The following is a 23,320-nucleotide window of genomic DNA, read 5'->3' as shown; positions in this document are numbered from 1 at the left end:
CTATGAATCAATTAACCGAAGCCCTTCATAATATATCCGGCGCCCAGCATCAGTATGAGGTATTTACCGGCGCAAATACCCATACGCCCTATCTTGCGGATACCCGGCAAAAATATCAGCGCAAACTTTTTGACACGCTGGATGAAGTTTTATCGCGCTGCGATTTACGCGATGGGATGACCGTTTCATTTCATCACGCCTTCCGCGAGGGTGATCAAGTGATTAACTACGTTATGGCCAGGCTGGCGGAAAAAGGCCTGCGAGGGCTGACGCTGGCGTCAAGTTCCCTGATGACCTGCAACGCGCCGCTGATCGAGCATATTAAACACGGCGTTATTAGCAAAATCTATACCTCAGGGATGCGCGGTGAATTAGCGGATGCGATTTCACACGGCCTGATGGAGGAGCCGGTACAGATCCACTCGCACGGCGGCAGGGTCAATCTGATTGAAAAGGGTGAAATTAATATTGATGTCGCGTTCCTGGCGGTCTCCTGCTGCGACGAATATGGCAATGCCAGCGGCAGCGGCGGCAAATCCCGATGCGGCTCGCTTGGCTACGCGATGGTCGATGCAAAATATGCCCGCAAGGTGGTTTTGCTGACGGAAAGCATTGAGCCGTTTCCGTATATGCCGGCCAGCATTATTCAGGATCAGGTTGATTATATTGTCAAAATCGACAGCGTAGGCGACCCGGCGAAAATCAGCGTTGGCGCCGCGCGCGTGACCAGCAATCCGCGAGAGCTGATGATCGCGCGGTCTGCTGCGGACGTCATTGAGCATTCCGGTTATTTTCGCGATGGTTTTTCTCTGCAAACGGGATCGGGCGCGGCGTCCACCGCCTGTACGCGATTCCTGGAATCCCGCATGAGGAAACACAATATCGTCGCCAGCTTTGCCTTAGGCGGCATTACCGGCAGTATTGTCGATCTGCATGAAAAGGGGCTGATTACTAAGCTGCTGGATACACAAAGTTTTGATGGCGCGGCGGGGGAGTCGCTGGCGAAAAATCCGCACCACGTTGAAATCTCGACCAGCGTTTACGCCAACCCGGCGGCGAAAGCCGCCTGCTGCGACCGCGTGGATATCGTCATCTTAAGCGCCCTGGAAATTGATACGGATTTTAACGTCAACGTTCTGACCGGCTCCGACGGCGTGATGCGCGGGGCATCGGGCGGACATTGCGATGTCGCGGCGGCGGCAAATTTAACTATCGTGGTCGCGCCCCTGATCCGCAGCCGCATTCCCACCGTCGTCAGGCACGTCACGACCCGCGTAACGCCGGGAGAGAGTATTGACGTGCTCGTCACCGACCACGGCATTGCCGTGAATCCTGCCCGTCCGGAAGTCAAAGAGAGGCTGACGGCGGCTGGTTTGCCGGTCGTTGACATCGAAGCGCTTTATCAGACATCGCTGGTGATTTCTGGCGAGCCCAAGCCTATTGAGTTTACCTCGCGCATTGTCGGCGTCGTGCGTTATCGCGATGGCAGCGTCATTGACGTGGTAAGGCAGGTGAAAGAATGATCGGCGAAACACCAAACGCTTCCTGCGCCCCTCTCACCCTTGAGGAAGTCCTCAAAGCCAGAGAAGCGCGCGCGAGTGTACAACAGGCGTGGCTGCGCCGCTTCGAACAACCAATGGTATCCACCACGCTCGTCTGGCCCGGAGAGGTAAAAGATACGCCGCTTGCCCGGCAGGTTATGGCGGAGGCGACGGACGCGTTCAGCCAACTGCTGCGGAAACATCGCTGGGGCGTTTCCAGACACGACGTTCGTTTTCAGCCCACCGGGCCCGAAGCGTTCTGGTCCGTAGCGGCGCCAGCCTGGATGATCAAGCACGTGACGGCGCATCTTGAAGATCATCATCCTCTCGGGCGTCTGTGGGATATCGATGTTTTTTGTCCCACATCCGGATTAATTAAGCGCAGCGCGATCCGACAGCCGATGCGCAGATGCTTCATTTGCAATGAGGCTGCCCACGTCTGTTCCCGTATGCGCCGCCATTCTCAGAATGAACTTGCGCAAGTGATTGAGGATTTAGCCTATGACTATTTTCGCGGTCAACGCTGAACGGGCTGAGCAACGGGAAAGCATCGCCTGGCTGGCTGCCGAGGCGATGTATCGGGAAGTGAGATTAACGCCAAAGCCCGGGCTGGTTGATGGCGAGAACAATGGTGCGCATCGTGATATGAACATCGCCCTGTTTATGGCCAGTATTCGCGCCGTCTCGCCCTGGTTTCCGCGCTTTTTTGCGCAGGGAAAGGCGACTGCGGATTTGCCTGCCCCGCAGACGCTATTGGCGATAAGGCCCACAGGACTGGCCTGCGAACAGGCGATGTTTAACGCCACGGGGGGAGTAAACACCCACAAAGGCGGCATTTTTTCCCTCGGCCTGCTGTGCGCCGCCGCTGGGCGCCTTGTTAAGCGCAACCAGATGCTTAGCCAGCGCAATCTGTGCGAGGAAACCCGCGCGATGTGCGCGGGCCTGGTTAGCCAGGAACTGAAAAGAAAGGGCCTCGCCAAAACCAAAGGCGAGCATATTTTTCAGCGCTTTGGGCTTAGCGGCGCGCGGGGTGAGGCTGAGAACGGCTTTTATACCGTCAGGCAGTTCGGGCTGCCGCAGTGGCAGAAAGCGCGGCGGGAGGGGTTATCTGAGCAGGATGCGCTGCTCAGGATGCTGCTGGCCCTGATGGCCTTCAACCCCGATACCAATGTGGTGTCCCGGGGCGGGCTGAGCGGCCTGCAGTATGTGCAGCGCTATGCGCAACGCGTTCTGAAGATAGAACACCTGGCGGGTGAAAAGCTCAGAAAAGCGCTGAGACACATGGATAAGGCGTTGATTGACAGAAATATTAGCCCTGGCGGCAGCGCGGATCTCCTTGCCGTTGGCTGGGTACTTTCCCATTACCCGGCCTGACGGGCGGTACTGAACGTGGAGAGGAAGGCTTTATGACTACCCAACGTCTGGAACAGCTCAGCGAGAAGTTGACGATTATTCTGGTACCGGGCCTGCGAGACAGCGATGAGCATCACTGGCAAAGCTGTTGGAGTCGTCGTTTTCCTTTTTGGAAGCGGATAAGCCAGCGGAACTGGCTGGAGCCGGATATCGATGCCTGGGTATCCGCTATCCGTCGGGAGCTGGCTACCTGTCAGCGGCCGGCCGTGCTGGTCGGCCACAGCTTTGGGGCGCTCGCCGCATGTCGCCTGATTCAGACGCAAAAGGTGAACATCGCGGGTATCGTCATGGTTGCGCCTGCGGAGCCATCGCTCTTCGAACTGGACGAGGCGGTACTTCCCGAGAGGCTGCGGGTGCCCAGCCTCCTGTTTGCCAGCCGAAACGATCCGTTAATGACCTTTAAGCGAGCGCAGTACTGGGCGCAATGCTGGGGAGGGCGGTTAATCGATCTGGGTGACGCCGGGCATATTAATGCTGAGTCCGGATTCGGGGATTGGAATTATGGTCTGGAGCAGTTAGCAGAATTTTGTGAAGGCTTACCGCAATTTATTAAAAGTTAATTTTACCAACCGAATATCGCTATTACATAAACAACCTTCAGATAAATAACATCTGAAACGGAGAGCATATGTTAGAAGCTTATAATAAGCATGTGGACGAACGCGCTGAAAAAAATATTCCACCGAAGCCGTTAACCGCTGAGCAAACGCAAGAATTAATTACATTACTGACCAGCAAGACCTGCGATGATAAACATGCCCTTGTACAGCTGTTAGCGCATCGCGTGCCGCCGGGCGTCGATCCGGCGGCGAAGATTAAAGCCGATTTTCTTTATCAGCAGATCAAAGAAGAAAACCCGGCGAGTATTATTGCGCCTCAGCAGGCTATTGAACTGCTGGGCACCATGCAGGGCGGTTATAATGTTCAACCGCTCATTCACTTACTGGACGATCCCCGCTGGGCCAGCAGCGCAGCGGAACAATTAAGCGCCACGCTGCTTATTTTTGAAAAATTTAAGGATGTGGAAGAAAAGGCGAAACAAGGAAATGCCTGGGCGCAAAAAGTGATTCAGTCATGGGCCGACGCCGAATGGTTTTTACGTCGTCCGGCGCTGCCGGAGAAGATCACGCTGAAAGTATTCAAAGTGACGGGGGAAACCAATACTGATGATTTGTCCCCTGCGCCCGAGGCATGGTCACGTCCGGATATTCCTCTGCATGCCTTGTCTATGTTGTGTCATCCGCGCGACGGCGTCAGCCCGGATGAACCGGGAAGCCGCGGGCCGATACGACAGCTAGAGCAGTTAAAGAAAGAGGGCTATCCGCTGGTCTACGTCGGCGATGTCGTCGGCACCGGCTCTTCGCGAAAATCGGCCACTAACTCTATTTTATGGCACCTTGGCAACGATATTCCATGGGTGCCGAATAAACGAAGCGGCGGCTTTGTTTTTGGCGGCAATATTGCGCCCATCTTTTTTAATACCCTGGAAGATTCCGGCGCGCTGCCCCTTGAAATGGATGTTTCCGCGCTATCCACGGGAATGCTGATTGATCTCTATCCGTATCGCGGGGAAATTTGCGAAGCCCACAGCCAGCGTCCTGTCACCTCATTTTCCCTGAAAACGGACGTTCTGCTGGATGAAGTGCGCGCCGGAGGGCGCATTCCGCTGATTATTGGCCGCAGCCTGACGGCCAGAGCGCGGCAATCACTGAACCTTGCGCCCTCCGACGTTTTCCGCCGGCCGAAAGCGCCGGCACCCTCCGCCGCCGGCTTTACGCTGGCGCAGAAAATAGTGGGGAGAGCCTGCGGCGTTGCCGGGATCCGACCAGGACAGTACTGCGAGCCGCGAGTCACCACCGTCGGTTCGCAGGATACCACCGGAGGAATGACGCGCGATGAGCTTACCGATCTGGCCTGCCTGAATTTTTCCGCTGATTTGGTTATGCAGTCTTTCTGCCATACTTCGGCCTATCCCAAGCCGGTTGATGTGAAGCTGCATGAAACGCTGCCCGAGTTTATCAGCCGCCGAAACGGCGTGGCGCTGAAGCCGGGTGATGGCATTATCCACTCCTGGCTTAACCGTATGCTGATTCCTGATACCGTGGGGACCGGAGCGGATTCGCACACCCGTTTCCCGCTTGGCATCTCTTTTCCCGGGGGCTCCGGGCTGGTGGCCTTTGCTGCGGCAACGGGCATTATGCCGCTGGATATGCCGGAGTCCGTACTGGTCCGTTTTACGGGAGAGATGCAGCCGGGGATAACCCTGCGCGATCTGGTTCACGCTATTCCGCTCTATGCCCGCAAGCAGGGATTACTGACGGTGGAGAAAAAAAATAAGATCAATATTTTCTCCGGCCGTATCCTGGAAATCGAAGGGCTCGGGATGCTGAAAGCGGAGCAGGCCTTTGAACTGGCCGACGCCTCGGCCGAACGCTCCGCAGCGGCGTGCGTGCTGCGTCTGGAAGAGGAGAACGTGGCGGAATACCTGCGCTCCAATGCCACATTGCTACGCTGGATGATTAATCAGGGTTATGAAAATGCCGACACGCTGGCGCGGCGAATTGCGGAAATTGAGGCATGGCTGGCGAATCCGTCGCTGCTGGTGGCCGATGAGAACGCCGAATATGCCGCGGTGATTGAGATCGATCTCACGGAAATTACCGAACCCATCGTCTGTGCGCCGAACGATCCGGATGACGCCCGGCTGCTGTCGGAAGTCGCGCGTACGCCGATAGATGAGGTCTTTATTGGCTCCTGCATGACGAATATTGGCCATTTCCGCGCCGCCGGTAAAATTATTGCCGACGCCCGCGAGATACCCGTACGGCTGTGGCTGGCTCCGCCGACGAAAATGGATGCGCGTCAGCTTGCCAGTGAAGGCTACTTTAATCAGTTTATAAAAACGGGCGCCAGAATCGAACCCGCCGGCTGTTCGCTGTGTATGGGGAACCAGGCGCGGGTACGTCAGGGCAGTTCCGTTGTTTCAACATCGACTCGTAACTTCCCGAATCGTCTGGGCACCGATGCGAACGTTTTTTTAGCATCGGCGGAGCTGAGCGCCGTGGCGGCGATGATAGGGAAAATGCCGACCGTTGAACAATATTTCTGGCACATGGATAAAATCAAAGCAACAAGGGACGATATTTATCGTTACCTGAACTTCGATCGGCTGCCAGAGTATCAGTCAACGAATGATGGAAAAAATATTATTAAAACATTCTCTGGCTAATTCTTTACTGCATTAAGCAATAACGGTGAATAGCTCACTTGTTCAGCGGAAGCTTCAGAAGAAAGAGGCTTCTGCTTTTAATGACACGGATTGTAGCCGAGGTGAAGCATGTTGAAGTCAAAGCTAATAAAAATAGCGGTGCTTATTTTTATTATTATATTAGCAATCATCATTCCACCCCCCGCGGGATTAACGAAAGAAGCCTGGATACTGGCCGGTATCTACCTGGCATCCATTATAGGTCTGGTGAGTAAGCCTTATCCTGAGCCGGTTATCATGCTGTCGGCGGTAGGCTTGTCGTGCTTAACGGTGGCACGATTTGATGACTCCCCCGTCAGGTCAATGGATGTACTGAGCGGTTTTTCCTCGGGAACGACATGGCTGGTATTTAGTGCGTTTACTTTGAGCGCCGCTTTTGTCACCACTGGATTAGGGAAACGTCTGGCGTACTGGTTTATTTTAAAGTTCGGTGGGACAACCCTGCGGCTGGGGTATGTCACGGCGCTGTTGGATTTAATGCTGTCACCGGCGACACCCTCTAACACCGCACGCGCCGGCGGCGTCGTATTCCCGATTATCAATAGCATTGCCCTGGTGTTAGGTTCAACGCCAAAAGAGAGTCCGCGTCAGGCCGGACGTTATCTGATGGTGAATATCTATATGGTGACTAAAACCACCAGCTATATGTTTTTGACCGCGTTTGCCGGAAATGCCTTAGCGTTACAGTTAATTTCCGATATTTTTCATATCCGCATAAGCTGGGTAGGGTGGGCTCTGGCGGGGGTACCGCTTGGGCTATTGATGTTAGCCGTCATTCCTTATATCACCTACAAAATAGTGCGCCCGCAATTAAAAGAAATAGACAATGTAAAAATAGCCACTGCGGGACTGAATGACCTGGGGCCCATCAGTTCGAAAGAGAAAGGGCTGATCGTGGTCTTTATCTCCGCACTCTCCGGCTGGATATTTTCTCATTATCTGGGGCTGAATGAATCCTCCGTTGCGGTGATTGCCATGGCTGGCGCTTTGCTCACGAATGTCATTTGCTGGAATGATGTGCTGCAAAATAAGGGCGGCTGGAATACGTTAATCTGGTACGGCGGCATTATTGGATTGAGTGCGACCTTAAGCAAAGAGGGATTTTTTAAATGGCTTGCCGCCTTTATGTCCGAGCATCTGGATTTCCTCGGCGCCGGTAACACGACCATTGTGATTATTGTTTTTTTAAGCATCGTCGTGCGCTATTTATTCGCCTCCGGCGGTGCATACGTCGCGGCTATGGTTCCCGTCTTCGCCACCGTCGGACTGGTTACCGGAACGGCGCCTGCGCTGCTGGCGCTCGCCATCCTGTTTTCTAACTCTTACGGGGGCTGTATCACGCACTATGGCGGTGCCGCCGGGCCGATTATCTTTGCCGCCGGTTATAACGATATTAAATCCTGGTGGTTAACCGGGACCATAATCGCTTTATTAACGTTTCTGCTGCATATGGTTGTCGGCATTCCGTGGTGGGGCTTTTTGATTCAGCACGGAATACTCTGAGGCCAGCCTTGTTTTTTATTACCTGACGGCTCGCGATATAACGAAAAAACCCCGACATGATGTCAGGGTTTTTTAACTGGCGTGAGTCCATCATCGGCAGCGAAGCTGAAATCTACCGCCAGCAAATAAAGCGCAGCTTAGATGGCGAAGACGTTACCGGCAGAAGGGCCTTTCTGGCCATCTTCAATGGTGAATTCGACTTTCTGGCCTTCGTTCAGGGTTTTAAAACCGCCGCCCTGGATAGCGGAAAAATGTACAAATACATCTTTGCTACCGTTGTCCGGGGTGATGAAACCAAAGCCTTTCGACTCATTAAACCATTTTACTAAACCAGTCATTTTATTAGACATTGATAATACCTCAACATATCTGAGCCTTACGGCGAAAAGGTTTCGCACAGAATCTAATTAATAACGATAAGGAGACTCAAAAGGAAGAATTATCAACGGATAACACTTAAGATGAGGACTGCTTTACTGAACCGCTTTATTATGTCTGTGTACTTAACCGACCAATCATTAGTCACATACTTCACCGCGGATAGCAAGACTTATTTCAATTGATATTGCCGGGGCGGAGAGTGATACGGGAAGAGGGGGGAGTGATTCACCAGCGACTTATTGATGACGCAATGATAATAACTTTCAGTATTTCATTGGGTTAACTCGATTTTTGGTTACGGTGACGTGGATGAATCTGCAGAGAATGTTTTTTTATTTTTCCGAACAGGCTCACCCGGCGGTGAAGCCATATCACCCGTCGCAGCGCGATTAATTTAGGCCGTTTCTCATTATTTATCCCCTTCGGGGTATCTGGATGGCTAAAATTTCATTTGCTTATTAATGGTATTCATGCCTTAATGAAATTATTAATCCGAAAAAACGCATGCACTTAAAAATTTTACCGGCCCGTTCTCATTACCAGGCGCTATCGCTGATACCCCCTTTCTTTTGAGTCCATACGTTTAATCCGACACGTTTTCTGTCAATTACCTGATGCGCAAGGAGTCAGTATGTCCTCAAGAATTAAAGGTCTGGTCAAGTGGTATAATGAGTCGAAGGGATTTGGTTTCATTTCACCTCTCGATGGCGGTAAAGATATCTCGGTCCATTGCTCGGCGCTGCGTGGTGATAATTTTAATACCCTGTTTGAAGGCCAGAAAGTTGAATATGCCATACTCCAAAGAGATGACAAAGGCCCTGCCGCCACCCATGTCATACTGTGCGATAAATAACGATTTATAGCGTTACGCCCGCGATAGCGAAAGCCGTGCTGGCGATATCACAACGGCCTTTCCCAGGATTATTCCTCCCTTATTCCATGTCCTGTCCCTGAGCGCAACGACAGTCGCGTTGCGTACGGTTTTTCTTATCCGGCGATGCGGCAGAAATGCGTTCAACGGATTCTGGAAGCGCGTACAATTCATCGGCTTTCAGTCAGTATTTAAATCCGATGACAGGGGATAGTGATGGTCAGACGCTTTTTGGTGTGTTTCTTTATGCTGTGCGCATGCTCAGCCTATGCCGCTAACGGCGGGAATGGGAATAACTCGGATGGGGGCAATGGCTCTGATGGCAGCGCGACCGCGTCGGGACGCGATGGTTGCCCCGGCGGAACGCAGCCTGACTCGTCCGGAAAATTTTATCTTCCAGGCACAAAAGAGCCGTGCAATCCGGGCAGGCAGGATGCCATGAAAAGCGCGCGCCATTAGCCTTAACAGCCGCTGTTTAGCGGCTGACGACAAGACCGCCGAACGAGTGAGGCAAGTCAGTTTCTTGTTAAATAAGGAGGAGTGTATGGGTCGGATGGTACGAAAAAATTACCCTGAACTGGGCGAGGTCAAGGCGCCCTACGTTCATTCGGTTAAGCACGGGAACACGCTCTATATTTCAGGGCTCACCGCGTTTGGCACCCGTGCGCAGCAGGCCGGTATTGGCGCACAGGCGGAGGAGGTTTTTACCCAGATACGGACCGTTGCCCGCGCCGAAGGCATCGATTTTTCGTCTCTTATCAAAGTCACGATCTTTATCACTTCTTTTGATGAGATCGACGAGTTGCGCAAAGTGCTTTACCGGAACTACGGCGATCATCTACCCGCCAGCTCGCTAGTAGAAGTCAGCCGCCTGTTTTCTGCGGATCTCAAAATTGAAATTGAGGCAATATTCGGCCTGTGAGCCAGTGTTTATTGCCCGGGCCGCGGTCTGCGCCGCCGGGCAGACTCAATCAATTTATTTGATGCATTCGGTTAAACAAACAATATTTATTCTCACCTGGTTATGCGTAAAGTAGAGGCATAACGCGGCAGACACGTTTTTCATTATGCGCCACCTGCCAACGACCTCCCTGCAACCCAGGACACCCACGTCATGAAAAAGATTGGCTTTTTGTCATTTGGTCACTGGACGCCGTCGCCGCAGTCCGGGACGCGCTCGGCCGCTGACGCGCTGCTGCAATCCATCGATCTGGCCGTTGCCGCCGAAGAGCTGGGCGCGGATGGCGCCTATTTCAGGGTGCATCATTTCGCCCGCCAGCTCAGCTCGCCGTTTCCCCTGCTGGCAGCGGTCGGGGCGAAAACCAAACGTATTGAAATCGGCACCGGCGTTATCGATATGCGCTATGAAAACCCGCTGTATATGGCCGAGGATGCGGGCGCGGCGGATTTAATCTCCGGCGGCCGTTTACAGCTGGGTATCAGCCGCGGCTCGCCGGAGCAGGTGATCGATGGCTGGCGCTATTTTGGTTATGTTCCCGGCGAGGGCGAAAACGAGTCCGACATGGCGCGCCGCCACACCGAAGTGCTGCTGGACGCGCTGCGCGGAGAGGGGTTTGCGAAACCTAACCCGCAGCCCATGTTCCCCAATCCGCCGGGACTGTTGCGGCTTGAGCCATATTCTGAAGGGCTGCGCGAGCGAATCTGGTGGGGCGCCGGTTCGAATGCGACGGCAAGATGGGCGGCAACGCTGGGGATGAACCTGCAAAGTTCGACGCTGAAAGACGATGAAACCGGCGAGCCGTTCCATATCCAGCAGGCGAAGCAGATCCGCGCCTATCGCGAGGCCTGGACAGAAGCGGGCCATACGCGCACGCCGCGGGTTTCGGTCAGCCGCAGCATTTTCGCTCTGATGAACGATCGCGACCGGATGTATTTCGGTTCAGGCCGTGACGAGAGCGATTCGATAGGTTTCCTCGACGAGAAGACCCGCGCCATTTTTGGCCGCAGCTACGCCGCAGAGCCGGATAAGCTGGTCGAACAGCTGAAGCAGGACGAGGCGATTGCCGAAGCGGATACGCTGTTGCTGACGGTGCCGAACCAGCTGGGCGTGGAGTATAACGCCCACGTGATTGAGTCCATACTGAAGCACGTTGCGCCGGCAATGGGCTGGCGCGACGCATAAACCCGCGCTGAGCGACGCCCCGCAGGCGCGGGGCGAAAGGGTTTTACGCTGCGACCTTTGGCTGTAGCTGATAGATCCAGGCGGTCACGCGCTGGCCGTCTTCCATGGTAACGTCAACGGCAACGCGGTCGTAGCCCTCTTCAAACGCATCCAGCATTGGCCAGTGGGCGCTAAGATTCGCGGACAGGAACAGATAGCCGTCGACCCGAGGCCCGTTGTTGTCGAGCACGATCCCCGGAAAATCCGCCGCCGCTCCCCAGCCGCGTTCATAAAACAGACCCTGCACATAGCCGGGCAGCCACTCGCCGCCAATGTTGTCCATAATATGGGCATTGGAGTGGCCCGGACGCAGCGTGCCGTAGACAAATAAACGTTCCATTATTCCTCAATCACTCAAGCGTTGAAGGCCCGGACGGGCAGAGCAGGTCATAAAATACGAGCTCTGACCGGGGTTGGCAAGGCGCCCCGCGGGACGCCCGCTCTTCATCAGGGCTCAGGTCCGAACATCTCCAGCAGCTGTTTCTTGTCGGGCATGCCGACCACCTGCTGGAGTTCGTTCTGTTCATTCATGTAATAGATGGCCGGCGTCGCGCTGGCGCCCAAATCATCCATCAGCTTTTGGTTATGCTGAAGAAGATTAAAGGTTTCGCGCGGCGTCACGCCGTCAAAGCGCGGCACTTTTTTGCCGCCGGAGAGTTCATACTCTTGCCAGGCGGCTACCGGATCTTTGGCATTCAGGATTGCCGTGGCGTATCGGCCGCTTTTCGGGTTGAGAAAGGCAACCAGCAGGGTATTCAACTGGACCTTACCGGCTTTTACCCACGGCTGCGCCGCCGACCAGAACGTCTTGCAGTAAGGGCAGAACGGATCGGCGAAGACGATGACTTTTCTGGCCGCCGAATCCGCGCCCTCCTTGAGCGGCCGGGCATCGTTCAGCTTCTTCCACATTTCGCGGCCTAATGGGGTATAGATCGCTTCTTTAAAATACCCCTCGCTGAGGTTTTGCCCTTTATCATCGTAAAGATACCCGGAAATGACGTGCTTTCCGTCCGGGGTTAAAAACAGGGTCACCCCCATATCCTGATACTGACCGACCCAGCCTTTTACGCCGCCGGGGGAATCTATCTCCTTGATAATTTTGATCCCTTGCTGTTCACCAAAGTCTTTAACTATCTGGGGAATCGCCCCCTCCGCAAGTGCCAGGCCCGGTATCATCCAGGCCGCCAGCAGGAAAATATATTTCATCATATCGCCTCTCAATGCAGGGGGAGCGCTCCCCCTGACGTGGGTTACTGTTTTTTCAGCGCATCGCCGATTGTGGCATCAAATTGCTCCCAGGGGATCCAGCCCGACAGCATCTCATCGCCAATTAGCGTGGCCGGCGTTCCCTGAATGCCGAGCTTTTCGGCGACAGAGAAGCTTTTCTGAATCGTCTCCAGGCTTTGCGCATCCGGCTTAGCCACGATGACGCCCGCCTTTTTTTTCGCCTGCTCAAGGCTGGCGCCGTCGTGATACCCCTTTTTTGCCATCAGGATCGCGTTAAATTTGGCGAACTGTTCAGGATGCGTGCGCCACAGGGTGAGCGCATCCCTGGCCGCGGTCATTGAGCTTTCGGAGCGCCAGGGCAGAAACTTAAAGATCACCGCAACATCCGGGTATTTTTCCACAATCTTCTCCAGATAGGGGTCAAACTTTTTACAATACGGACAGTTATGATCCGTAAAGACCACCAGCGTCAGCTTCGGCTTTTGCGCGCCGATTCGCGGTGAGTGGGGGTCGTGAAAGAGAAAATCGCCGTACTGCGACAGTACCTGTTTGAGCGATTCCTGTTCCGCCCGGGCATTCTGCCGATCGAGCTTATCGGCCGCGGCGATCAAAATTTCAGGATGGCTGAGCAGCGTCTCCTGGACCAGTGCCTGCACGCGGGCCTCCTGCGCCGGCGTGAGCGGCGACGAGGCTGACGCCGTCAACGACGCCGAGAGAAGAAGAAAAGTGAGCAGCGTAGTTTTCATCGTTAATTAACCTCTGGCATGAGTGAGCGCGTTCAGGACGCTTTGTTGATCGAGCAGCGGCGGGAGCGTCTCGCCTTGCGGCACGCCTGGACCGTAGACCTGATTGAAGGGAATGGCGTAACGGTTTCGGCTTTGCAGGAAACGGGCGATCGGCTCAGAGGGCTTGCTCCAGTCGCCGCGCAGCGCGACGACATCCGGCTCAGCCAACGCGCTGATGATGGCGGGCTGATTTAACACCCGGTGTTCATTGACTTTGCACGTGACGCACCAGTCGGCTGAGATATCGATAAACACCCGTTTGCCATCCGCCAGCGCGCTCTGGATGGCCGCCTCGCTGAGAGGCTGCCAGCGAATTTGCTGAGCGCTAGCCTCCGGCGACGAGATAATGGCACCCTCGGCGAGCAGGCCGCGAACCTGAAAGCCGGCAAACGCCGCCAGCGCGATAATCACCAGCCAGAAGGCTGGCGTCGCTCGCGGACGAGCGACTAACAAGGCAATCGGGGCCGCCACGGTGAGGGTCAGCGTCAGCATGCCGCCCGCCGTTTCTCCCAGGTGCAGGCCGAGCAGCGTCGTCAGCCAGAGGCTGGAGGCCAGCATCATGACGCCAAGCGCCATTTTCAGGGTGTTCATCCAGCGGCCGGGGCGGGGGAGCAGGGCGGCGGTTTGCGGGAACAGGGCGACGAACAGCCACGGCGCAGCCATCCCCAGCCCGAGCACCAGAAAAATCAGCCACAGCTCCTGAAGCGGAGCGGCAAGCGCGAAAGCGACGGCCGTACCCAGGAAGGGAGCCGAGCAGGGCGTTGCCAGCAGGGTGGCAAAAACGCCCTCGCAGAAGCTGCCCGCCATCCCGGCGCCGCCGGCGGTCGCCATCCGGCTCACGGCTGCCGAGGGAAGCAGCATCTCGACTACCCCGAAGAGGTTCAGCGAAAAGAGAAAGGTGACGGCAACCATTAAGCCGATAAACCAGGGATTCTGAAACTGGATCCCCCAGCCCAGCGATGCGCCGGTGAGCTTCAGTATCGTCACCATCAGCGCCAGCAGAGCAAACGAGGTCAGAATACCCGCGCTGGTGGCCAGAAAACGCAGCCTGACCATGCCCCGGTCTGAACCGGCCTGCAGCACCGCGCTGAGCTTCATGCCCATCACCGGCAATACGCACGGCATCAGGTTAAGGATTAAGCCGCCGAGCAGCGCGAAAAGCACTATTTTCCCGAGACTAACCGTCGCCGCCGGGGCGAGATCCGCGCCAGTCGTAAGGTTTATCTGCTGCGCTTTTTCACCATTTGTCAGCACCAACGACAGCGCTTTTCCTGCCAGCGTGGCGGGGATTTCTCCCCATTCGTCGGTGACCGGTACCGTCACCTTGAGGTGGCTGCCCTCGGCGCGAATGTCCGGATCGCCGGCCACAATTCCCCCGTCCATAGGGTCAAAATAGATCCCGGGGTTTTTCCATTCGCCGGTCGCGGTGGCGGTGATGACCAGCTGGCTCCCGACCCGATGCGCGGCAAGATCGTTGGTCACGCCGGTATCTGCCGGGACAGTGCGCATGGCCCGGGCAAAGGCGTCCCGGAAATCGCCGTCCGCGGGCTGATTGAAATCGAGACGCAGCCGGTAGTCGGTCAGCAGACAGACGTTGCTGCAGGTCGATAGCGTAAGCGTGCCTTCCAGCACGTCGCCGGGGGCGGCGGCGATCGTCATCGGGATCGCGACCCGGTCATGGTAGCCCTGGGTCGTCAGGCCGGAAATCTTGAATCTTGACGGGGCAGGCCAGTACCACCGCGCCTGTTCCCCGTTGTTCCAGATGATTTGCGGGGCGACGCCGCCTTCGCCCGGCGAGCGCCAGTAGGTTTTCCAGCCGGAGGCCAGCTCAATAGAGAGCAGTCCGTCGATCCGATCGTTGCCTTTTTCCGCCTGGAAGCGGATCCGGGCATGGTCGTTTTGCGGGGATGTCAGCCATCCGGTGTCCGCCCCGTGGGCAACGCCCGCGCAGGCCAGCAACAGGAAGACGAAGCCCCTGAAGATATTCAGCATTTTTTTCTCCGTGAATTAAAAAATTAATCGTCTAAGAACGATTTTTTCATTCACGGAAAACGCAGTTTTTAAGGTGTATTCGCAGCGTGGGTGGCCGGACGGGATCGTCCCGGAAAACCACCGGACGCCCTGCGGTGAGCAGCTGAAGCAGGGCGAGGAAGAGTATGACGGCAGGTAAGGCGCCATCAAAGAATAGCGGCTGCGCGCAGAGCAGGGATTTAGCGCTCAGCTGACAGGGCGAGGGGCCTGGCTCAGCCTCCTCAGAAGACGGCTGCTGGGCCTGCGCGCTGAAGGGTATCGCCTGCGTGCCGGCGCCGACATCGGCCAAAAAATGGTGCAGATAGGCCGCCCGCTGAACAAGGCAGAATGCCATGACCAGGCAGGTCAGTATCAAAAACCATTTACCAGGAAGCCGACGATTGTGCATAGGGTACCAGGACAAGACAGAACCCGAGGATCATAAACAATCCTTATCAATGTACAAGAGGCTGGCGTGTAAGGTTTTGTCTGGATGGATAACGTTGCCGGCGTATGCGGCGGAAAGGCGGGCGTTCAGGTATTTCGTACATTTATATTATTTACAGCGTTGATGCATCCGGCTACTATTCGCGTCGCTAAGCGGTACCGGCACGCCGCTGCCGGACGTGACTGCTTAGCGCCTGACCGCCATTAGCTCATCTGGAAGAGCGAACGACGTACGTTGTAGGGAACGGGGTTCGAGGCCTCGATGGCGGCCCAACACTTGCTTAGCGGATCCGCACGGTATCGGTAATAAAGCCTCCCGCTTCTGTTGAATACGCCTCTGAACATCTTTAATCACTCCTTTTAGATCTCTTTCCTGCTATTGCTACATAGCCGTTATTATTTCTTGTGAAATAATTTCTCTTCTCTCGCTATTACTCGCGACGGAATGTGATTGCCTGGTTTTATCGCGACTGCCCTGGCAAAGGAATATCTGAATTTGGAGTGTTTAAGATTTACCTAAGCAAATCTGAATAATTTTAATGTGAATCTACTTATTAGGATTTAGTCGCGTATTTTTCAGAAATTTCATCACTTTTTATATGGTATTCTCCCTTGTTCAAGGAGTGAACGAAGGAAAAAAGAATGCTTTACCGCTATGCCGTTTTCTCCAGAAAACATAATACGTTTCATATTCTTTTACTGTTTACCATTTTGATAATAAGTTTCATACATTTGAGCGTGCTGCTGGAAACCGATAACACATGGCTGCTGGGGCCGATGGTGATTTATCTGCCCATTTTTTTCCTTTGGCGAAAGGTCTCAGTGTTACGAAGCAGAATCGCTGATTAATGTGCTGGTGGAGTTCCCTACATGAGTGAAAATACAACATCTAAAGCAACCTCTGAACCGAAAGTCCGGCAGCCCGTCTTGCGGAAAGTCGATCTTAACCTGTTAACCATTTTTGATACCGTTATGCAGGAGCAAAGCTTAACCAAAGCGGCGCACACGCTGGGCATGTCTCAGCCGGCGGTCAGCAGCGCGGTCTCTCGCCTGAAGGTGCTGTTTAAGGATGAACTGTTCGTCCGCAACGGCCGCGGGATAAAACCGACGGAGCGCGCCTTTCAGCTGTTTAGCTCGGTTCGTCGCGCGCTGTCGCTGGTGCAAAATGAGCTACCGGATACGCTTTTCGACCCGCTGGACTGCGAACGTAATTACAACCTTTGCGTCTGTAGCCCGCTGGATAACTACCTGACTCCGCTTATTTTTAACAAAATCAGCGAGATTGCTCCCAGGGTCACTCTTTCCTTTAAATCTTCGCTAAGTCAGCAGGTGACAAATCAGCTGCGCTATCAGGAGGTGGAATTTGTACTCGATTACAACAAATTCAATCATCCGGAATTTACCAGCATCCCGCTGTTCCATGACCGAATGGTGCTGGTGGCCAGGCGCAACCATCCGCGTATCGCATCGCCGCTGAGCGAGGAGGATATTTATCGCGAGCAGCACGCCACCGTCGCGCTGGATCGCTACGCCTCCTTCAGCTATCCCTGGTATAGCTCTGAAGAGCAGCAGGCCTGCGTCGCTTTTCACGGTAACGCGATGGTCAGCGTGTTGAGCGTGGTGTCGCAAACCAATATGGTGGCTATCGCGCCGGAATGGCTGGCGAAAGAGTTTGAAGAGCAGTTTACGCTACAGCTGCTGCCGCTGCCTTTAGAAATGGACAGCCGTACCTGCTATCTTTCGTGGCATGAAACGGCGGGCCAGGAGAGAAGCCATCGCTGGATGGCGGAGCTGCTAATAAAAATTTGCCAGCGCTAAATAGACCTGAAGAAATGCCTGGTAAGACGCCAGGTATTTTATTATTCACGCTCAACTCTCGCCCTGAAAATTAATTAAGATCCCTCCTTTATTCTTGTTCATCAGGCAATGATGACCGGATAAAATACGCTGTATTAATAAAATTAACCCACCAGAATTTCATTAAAAAATCTATTTACCGAAAATCGCGCATTTCTCCGGCAGAGCCAACCGGCGGTTTCTGTACCCAATGGATTTCGAGTTGCTTTGAGGCGGCAAGAGAGAGACAAATTCGTCGGAACGAATTTGACCAGCCGAAGGCTGGCCTCCGGTGAGCGGCAGGAGCCTCTCATTAATCCCCAGGAGTTTACTCAAGTAAGTGACTGGGGTGAACGAACGTAGCCAACAAAGAAGCCACTTGAAAGACGACGGGTATATACTCTTATTATCCAGCCGGGCCACGCCTGAACCAGGGGATGATGTTGATGCGCAGAAAAATGATGCAGCCTGCGGTGGCCGTCGCCGCCCTGATGATGTCATCGACGGCCCTACAGGCGGATGAAATCAACCTGTATTCGGTTAATACCGGCTCCTGGATTTACCATCTGTCGAACAACCACGGCCAGTACACCGAAGGTTTTGACAACCAGTTTGCCTCCGTTGAGCGCAGGTTCTCCGAAGATTCGCCGTACAGCCTGCTGGCCGGAACGATGAAAAACAGCTTTGACGATCGCTGCATTGCGCTGGGGGTTCGCCGCGACTGGGTCTCGTTGGGCAACGGCTGGGTGTTTAAGGGAATTTATGGCTACGTTGGCGAGTTTTTTTTCTCGGCCTTCGAGCACTGCGGCGATCATGGTTCTTATAAGGATTTTAAAGACGCCACCGGCATCGGCTTTTCTCCCTATATTTATCATGGTTTTCAGTACAACTTTACCAATTATTTCGGCGTTGAAAGCGGAATTATTCTTCCCGCCGTCTTTGTGGTGAGCATACAGTGGAGTTTTCGCTAATACAGTGGCGAAAACCCGCCCGCTGTGGGGCTTTGAAAGAACCGTAATAAAAAATGAAGTCATCTTAAGGTTATTTTAATCTTCACCGCGACGGTTATTTTTTTATAGCATTTTTCTCGCCCTTATCCGCCCGCGCTCAGTACATTTCACTTTTTTCATTAGATGGTAATTGTTTGCATTATCATTCACATTCCTCTGTGATTTAATCCTTGCCGGCCGGCGGCCAGTGACTCTTCGCCCACCTCTATTAAGGATTAGTTTATGCGTTTTCGTCTGGTGTCTTATTGCTCCGCTGCATTGATGGCTTCTTCCGCGTTTATTGCCCCGCAGGCGCTGGCGGCGGCCAGCAGCGACGGGATTGTGGTCTACAACGCGCAGCATGAAAATCTGGTGAAGTCCTGGGTTGACGGCTTTACCAAAGAGACGGGAATTAAAGTGACGCTGCGTAACGGCGGCGACAGCGAGCTGGGTAATCAGCTGGTGCAGGAGGGGACGGCATCCCCGGCGGATGTCTTTCTGACCGAAAACTCCCCGGCGATGGTGCTGGTGGATAACGCGAAGCTGTTTGCGCCGCTGGCGGCCGAGACCCTTCAGCAGGTCGCCCCGCAGTACCGCCCTGAGCACGGCCGCTGGATAGGTATTGCCGCCCGCAGCACCGTATTCGTCTATAACCCGGCGAAAATCAGCGAAGCGCAGCTGCCGACATCCCTGATGGATCTGGCGCAGCCGCAGTGGAAAGGGCGCTGGGCCGCTTCGCCATCCGGCGCGGATTTTCAGGCCATCGTCAGCGCCATGCTGGCGCTGAAAGGCGAGCAGGAAACCCTCGCATGGCTTAAAGCGATGAAAACCAATTTTGTGGCCTACAAGGGCAACAGCACGGTGATGAAAGCGGTGAATGCCGGTCAGATTGATGGCGGCGTTATCTATCATTACTACCGCTTTGTCGATCAGGCGAAAACCGGCGAGAACAGCAAAAATACCCGTCTCCACTACTTTAAAAACCAGGATCCGGGCGCCTTTGTCAGCATTTCCGGCGGCGGCGTGCTGGCCTCCAGCAAACATCAGGAACAGGCTCAGGCCTTTATCAAGTGGATCACCGGCAAGCAGGGACAGGATGAACTGCGCACCAATAACGCCTTTGAATACGCCGTTGGCGTCAACGCCGCGTCCAACCCGAAGCTGACGCCGCTGAAAGCGTTAGAGGCGCCGAAGGTTGAGCCGTCTTCGCTGAACAGCAAAAAAGTGGTTGATTTGATGACCCAGGCTGGCCTGCTGTAATCGTCCGTTAAAGTGAACACGCTATGTCTTCTCTGAGTTTCGCGCTCGGAAAAAAAGCCCAACGCCTGCCCGAGCGCAGGCGTCCTGCTTTTCCGATGATCGCGTTAGCCGTTCTGTTTTCTCTGCTGGCGCTCTTGCCGCCGGGTTTTGTTATTGCCGTAGGGGTCGATACCGGCTGGGAGACAATCCAGGCGCTGGTCTTTCGCCCGCGCGTCGCTGAGCTGTTAAGCAATACCCTGTGGCTTATCGCGCTGACGGTACCCCTATGCATTGCGCTGGGCGTTGGCCTGGCCTGGCTGACGGAGCGCACGCTGCTGGCGGGGCGGCGGCTCTGGTCTGTGCTGGCGGTTGCGCCGCTGGCGATCCCGGCCTTTGTGCAAAGCTACGCCTGGGTCAGCGCGGTGCCGGCAATGCACGGCCTCTCTGCCGGGGTGTTTCTTTCGCTGCTGGCCTACTATCCATTTATCTATATGCCGGTTGCCGCCGTTCTGCGGCGGCTGGACCCGACGCTGGAAGATGTTGCCGCCTCATTAGGTACGCCGCCGTGGCGGATCTTTTTCCGCGTGGTTTTGCCCCAGCTCAGGCTGGCGATATGCGGCGGCGCGCTGCTGGTGGCGCTGCATCTGCTGGCGGAGTTTGGCCTGTTCGCGATGGTGCGTTTTGATACCTTTACCACCGCCATCTATGACCAGTTCCAGTCAACCTTCAGCGGCCCGGCGGCGAACATGCTGGCCGGGGTGCTGGCGCTCTGCTGTCTGGCTATTTTGCTGCTGGAAGGGGCGTCGCGGGGGAAAGCGCGCTATGCCCGCATCGGTTCGGGCGCCGCGCGCGAACAGCAGCGGCAGCCGCTGGGCCGGCTGGCGGCGATCCCTCTCCAGCTCGCGCTGCTGACGCTGGTGATGCTGGCGCTGGGCGTTCCGCTGATGGTGCTCTGCCGCTGGCTATGGCTGGGCGGCGTGGAAAACTGGTTAAACGCCGACCTCTGGCTCTCCCTGCGGCAAACGCTGCTGCTCGGCGCGGTGGGCGCTCTCCTCACCACCGCCTGCGCTATTCCCATTGCCTGGCTGGGCGTTCGCTATCCGCAGCGCCTTATTCGACTGCTGGAGGGGTGTAACTACATGACCAGCTCTCTGCCCGGCATCGTGACGGCGCTGGCGCTGGTGACGGTCACCATTCACTACGCGCGCCCCATCTATCAGACCGAGGTCACGCTGCTGCTCGCCTGGCTGCTGATGTTTATGCCCCGGGCGCTGGTCAACCTGCGCGCCGGCATCGCTCAGGCCCCCGTGGAGCTGGAAAACGTCGCCCGCAGTTTGGGCCGCAGCCCCGGCCGGGCGCTGTGGAGCGTGACCATGCGGCTGGCGGCGCCGGGCGCGGCGGCAGCGGCGGCGCTGGTGTTTCTCGGCATCACCAATGAATTGACCGCCACGCTGCTGCTCTCTCCGCTCGGCACCCGCACGCTGTCGACCGGCTTCTGGGCGCTAACCAGCGAAATTGATTACGTCGCCGCCGCGCCTTACGCGATGCTGATGATTCTGCTTTCGCTGCCGCTGACCGGCATTCTCTATATCCAGTCGAAAAAAATCGCAGGCCTGTAAATGCTTGAACTCTCCTCAATCTCAAAATCTTTTGCCGGTACGCGGGTGCTCGAAAACCTGAATCTGACGGTGGCCGCAGGCAGCCGGACGGCGATAGTTGGTCCCTCCGGCTCCGGTAAAACCACGCTGCTGCGGATCCTCGCCGGTTTCGAAACGCCGGATAGCGGGCGCATTGTTATGCAGGGGCGCACGCTGTTTGCGCAGGGGACATTTATTCCCGCCCACCTGCGCGGGGTGGGCTACGTGCCGCAGGAAGGCGCGCTGTTCCCCCATCTGAACGTCGCGGACAATATCGCCTGGGGCCTCGACGGCAGCCGGCAGGAGAAATATCAGCAGGTGGCGGCGCTGATGGAGAGGGTGTCGCTGGACCGTCAACTGGCGAACCACTGGCCGCACGAAATCTCCGGCGGTCAGCAGCAGCGCGTAGCCCTGGCGCGCGCGCTGGCGCAGCGGCCCGCGCTGATGCTGCTTGATGAGCCTTTTTCCGCCCTCGATACCGGGCTGCGCGCGGCCACGCGCAAAGCCACCGCCGATTTACTGGCGCAGGCCGGGGTCGCGTCGATTCTGGTGACTCACGATCAGAATGAAGCGCTCTCCTTTGCCAGCCAGGTCGCGGTGATGCGTCAGGGACGTTTTGCCCAGGTCGGCACGCCGTATGAGGTCTACAGCCGTCCCGTCGATGAAGAGACGGCGCTATTTCTCGGCGATGCGCTGGTGCTGCCCGCCGAGCTTCGCGGCGGGCGGGCGCGCTGTGCGATTGGCGAAATTTCAACCGATGATCCGCATGCCGTCGGCCAGGGAAGGGTCATGCTGCGCCCCGAGCAGCTGGTTATCTCCCCCTCTCCAGCGGATGGAAAGCCGCTCACCGTACGCGATGTGGACTTTAGCGGCCACCTGTCAACGTTAACCCTGGCGATGCCCGGCCAGGGCGAGCCGCTGATCGTCAAAACCGTCAGCCGGCAGTTATGGCGGCCGGGGGCGGCGGTACGCATTGAGGTGGTGGGCGAGGCGCGGGTCTTTGCCTGCTAGCGCCGACGGGCTATAAATCAATGCACAGATTCGCCGACCGGCTGCGGGAGCAGCACAGGGCGATCTGCTGCGCGCCGGCGGATTTCTCCGCCTCCGACTGCACGGTGTCGCGGTGGTCGACAACCCCCTCGAGAACCGGCGTCAGGCAGGCGCCGCAAATCCCCATCTCGCAGGAGAGGGGGACGGCGACGCCGTTCTCCTGGAGCACCTGGGCGATGGTCTTATGCGGGGGCACCGGCCACCGCTCTCCCGAGGACGCAAGCGTCACGCTAAACGTTTCTCCCTCCTCAGCGCCGGCGGGCATCGCGACAGGCTGAAAGGCTTCGCTATGGATCAGCGTTTCCGCCCAGCCCTGTTCAATGGCGACCCGGCGCGCGGCGGCCATAAATCCCTCTGGCCCGCAGAGATAAATCGGATATCCGGTATGCGTCTTGTTCAGCGCGGCGGCTAAATGCTGCCGGGCGCTGTCTCCTTCGCAAGAGCTGTGAATCACCACGCTTTCGGCGCGGAATCGCCGCTGTAGTTCGCAGACAAACGCCCCCTGGGCGCGATTTTTCAGGTAATAGTGCAGCGTAAACGGCACGCCCTCCGCCTCCAGCCTTAGCGCCATTGCGTACAGCGGCGTAATGCCGATACCGGCGGCCAGCAGCGTCACTCGCTCCGCCGCCCGTAAGGGAAACAGATTGCGCGGGGGAGAAATCAACAGCGTCTGGCCGGGGCGCAGCTGCTGATGAATATAGCGCGAACCGCCGCGTGACGCTTTCTCCAGCGCCACGCAGATCAGGTAGCCGTCGTCTGCGTCCTCCGGGCCGGTCAGCGAATACTGGCGGATAATGCCGCACGGCAGATGAACGTCAATATGCGCGCCGGGCTGCCAGGCGGGGAGCGGTCGCCCGTCCCGCGCCACCAGCCTGACGGCGAGGTTCTGGCTGCCCTGGCGCCAGAGGCCGTCAACGATAACCTCTACTACATCGCTCATG

At 56.1% G+C, this 23,320-nt stretch carries 21 protein-coding genes and 1 pseudogene; 15 read left to right on the top strand and 7 right to left on the bottom strand.

Features of this window, described 5'->3' with window-relative positions; all coding sequences use genetic code 11:
- The first annotated feature begins 2 nt into the window (after nt 1–2).
- The 6 genes from citF (at nt 3) to JLG71_RS17565 (ending at nt 7,725) form a co-directional block, all read left to right on the top strand.
- Nucleotides 3–1,523, top strand: a complete 1,521-nt coding sequence (gene citF / locus JLG71_RS17590) for a citrate lyase subunit alpha (protein ID WP_032749691.1) — start codon at nt 3–5, stop codon at nt 1,521–1,523.
- Nucleotides 1,520–2,068, top strand: a complete 549-nt coding sequence (gene citX, locus JLG71_RS17585; protein ID WP_102803838.1) for a citrate lyase holo-[acyl-carrier protein] synthase — start codon at nt 1,520–1,522, stop codon at nt 2,066–2,068. The genes citF and citX overlap by 4 nt, the downstream gene beginning before the upstream one ends.
- Nucleotides 2,043–2,915: a triphosphoribosyl-dephospho-CoA synthase CitG gene (citG, locus tag JLG71_RS17580; protein WP_049076731.1), complete on the top strand. Its 873-nt coding sequence runs from the start codon at nt 2,043–2,045 to the stop codon at nt 2,913–2,915. The genes citX and citG overlap by 26 nt, the downstream gene beginning before the upstream one ends.
- A 32-nt stretch (nt 2,916–2,947) precedes the next feature.
- A complete protein-coding gene (locus JLG71_RS17575) occupies nt 2,948–3,514 on the top strand; it encodes an RBBP9/YdeN family alpha/beta hydrolase (protein ID WP_025106205.1) in 567 nt (188 codons plus the stop codon).
- Nucleotides 3,515–3,582: 68 nt separating this feature from the next.
- Nucleotides 3,583–6,183 (top strand): bifunctional aconitate hydratase 2/2-methylisocitrate dehydratase, encoded by a 2,601-nt coding sequence (acnB, locus tag JLG71_RS17570; protein WP_200913720.1) that lies wholly within the window; start codon nt 3,583–3,585, stop codon nt 6,181–6,183.
- A 108-nt stretch (nt 6,184–6,291) separates the two neighbouring features.
- Nucleotides 6,292–7,725: an anion permease gene (locus JLG71_RS17565; RefSeq protein ID WP_025106207.1), complete on the top strand. Its 1,434-nt coding sequence runs from the start codon at nt 6,292–6,294 to the stop codon at nt 7,723–7,725.
- Nucleotides 7,726–7,862: 137 nt separating this feature from the next.
- Here JLG71_RS17565 and cspE read toward each other — a convergent pair whose 3' ends face one another.
- Complete coding sequence (gene cspE / locus JLG71_RS17560) at nt 7,863–8,075, bottom strand: transcription antiterminator/RNA stability regulator CspE (protein WP_004849644.1); 213 nt, start codon at nt 8,073–8,075, stop codon at nt 7,863–7,865.
- A 662-nt stretch (nt 8,076–8,737) separates the two neighbouring features.
- Between cspE and JLG71_RS17555 the strand changes: the two genes are divergently transcribed.
- From JLG71_RS17555 to JLG71_RS17545, 3 genes are all read left to right on the top strand, one after another.
- On the top strand, nt 8,738–8,959 hold the full coding sequence (locus JLG71_RS17555) for a cold shock domain-containing protein (protein ID WP_064358333.1): 222 nt from the start codon (nt 8,738–8,740) through the stop codon (nt 8,957–8,959).
- 562 nt (nt 8,960–9,521) lie between these two features.
- Entirely contained in the window at nt 9,522–9,899 is a 378-nt protein-coding gene (locus JLG71_RS17550) for a RidA family protein (protein WP_025106209.1), read from the top strand.
- A gap of 192 nt (nt 9,900–10,091) precedes the next feature.
- A complete protein-coding gene (locus JLG71_RS17545) occupies nt 10,092–11,120 on the top strand; it encodes an LLM class flavin-dependent oxidoreductase (protein WP_200913718.1) in 1,029 nt (342 codons plus the stop codon).
- 43 nt (nt 11,121–11,163) lie between these two features.
- Here the strand turns inward: JLG71_RS17545 and JLG71_RS17540 are convergent, their stop codons facing one another.
- The 5 genes from JLG71_RS17540 to JLG71_RS17520 all read right to left on the bottom strand — a co-directional run bounded on the left by JLG71_RS17540 (nt 11,164) and on the right by JLG71_RS17520 (nt 15,590).
- Entirely contained in the window at nt 11,164–11,499 is a 336-nt protein-coding gene (locus JLG71_RS17540) for a gamma-glutamylcyclotransferase family protein (protein ID WP_014228743.1), read from the bottom strand.
- Nucleotides 11,500–11,606: 107 nt separating this feature from the next.
- On the bottom strand, nt 11,607–12,365 hold the full coding sequence (gene dsbG, locus JLG71_RS17535; protein WP_200914318.1) for a thiol:disulfide interchange protein DsbG: 759 nt from the start codon (nt 12,363–12,365) through the stop codon (nt 11,607–11,609).
- Between the two features lie 44 nt (nt 12,366–12,409).
- A complete protein-coding gene (locus tag JLG71_RS17530; RefSeq protein ID WP_064405551.1) occupies nt 12,410–13,132 on the bottom strand; it encodes a DsbA family protein in 723 nt (240 codons plus the stop codon).
- A 6-nt stretch (nt 13,133–13,138) separates the two neighbouring features.
- Nucleotides 13,139–15,163, bottom strand: a complete 2,025-nt coding sequence (locus tag JLG71_RS17525; protein ID WP_200913717.1) for a protein-disulfide reductase DsbD family protein — start codon at nt 15,161–15,163, stop codon at nt 13,139–13,141.
- A 46-nt stretch (nt 15,164–15,209) separates the two neighbouring features.
- Nucleotides 15,210–15,590, bottom strand: a complete 381-nt coding sequence (locus JLG71_RS17520) for a hypothetical protein (RefSeq protein WP_014228747.1) — start codon at nt 15,588–15,590, stop codon at nt 15,210–15,212.
- Nucleotides 15,591–15,825: 235 nt separating this feature from the next.
- Here JLG71_RS17520 and JLG71_RS28685 point away from each other — a divergent pair.
- The 6 genes and pseudogenes from JLG71_RS28685 to JLG71_RS17495 form a co-directional block, all read left to right on the top strand.
- Nucleotides 15,826–15,957 (top strand): annotated as a pseudogene (locus tag JLG71_RS28685) (hypothetical protein); the annotation flags it as partial.
- A 541-nt stretch (nt 15,958–16,498) separates the two neighbouring features.
- Nucleotides 16,499–17,446 carry a transcriptional regulator LeuO gene (leuO, locus tag JLG71_RS17515; protein ID WP_154920341.1) on the top strand — a complete coding sequence of 316 codons (948 nt, stop codon included), beginning with the start codon at nt 16,499–16,501 and terminating at the stop codon, nt 17,444–17,446.
- Nucleotides 17,447–17,925: 479 nt separating this feature from the next.
- On the top strand, nt 17,926–18,435 hold the full coding sequence (locus JLG71_RS17510) for a hypothetical protein (protein ID WP_370512427.1): 510 nt from the start codon (nt 17,926–17,928) through the stop codon (nt 18,433–18,435).
- Between the two features lie 261 nt (nt 18,436–18,696).
- Complete coding sequence (locus JLG71_RS17505) at nt 18,697–19,713, top strand: iron ABC transporter substrate-binding protein (protein ID WP_025106214.1); 1,017 nt, start codon at nt 18,697–18,699, stop codon at nt 19,711–19,713.
- A gap of 23 nt (nt 19,714–19,736) precedes the next feature.
- Nucleotides 19,737–21,311 (top strand): ABC transporter permease, encoded by a 1,575-nt coding sequence (locus JLG71_RS17500; RefSeq protein ID WP_064358326.1) that lies wholly within the window; start codon nt 19,737–19,739, stop codon nt 21,309–21,311.
- The gene (locus JLG71_RS17495; RefSeq protein WP_200913715.1) at nt 21,312–22,340 is read left to right on the top strand and encodes an ABC transporter ATP-binding protein; all 1,029 of its coding nucleotides are present in this window, start codon (nt 21,312–21,314) and stop codon (nt 22,338–22,340) included. It begins immediately after the preceding gene.
- A gap of 10 nt (nt 22,341–22,350) precedes the next feature.
- Here JLG71_RS17495 and JLG71_RS17490 read toward each other — a convergent pair whose 3' ends face one another.
- A complete protein-coding gene (locus JLG71_RS17490) occupies nt 22,351–23,319 on the bottom strand; it encodes a PDR/VanB family oxidoreductase (protein WP_048263110.1) in 969 nt (322 codons plus the stop codon).
- Nucleotide 23,320: the final 1 nt, after the last annotated feature.

Source organism: Klebsiella michiganensis (genome assembly GCF_015139575.1).
Lineage (GTDB): Bacteria > Pseudomonadota > Gammaproteobacteria > Enterobacterales > Enterobacteriaceae > Klebsiella > Klebsiella michiganensis.
The sequence above is the reverse complement of the archived record's forward strand: the minus strand, read 5'-3'. Positions and strand labels throughout refer to the sequence as shown.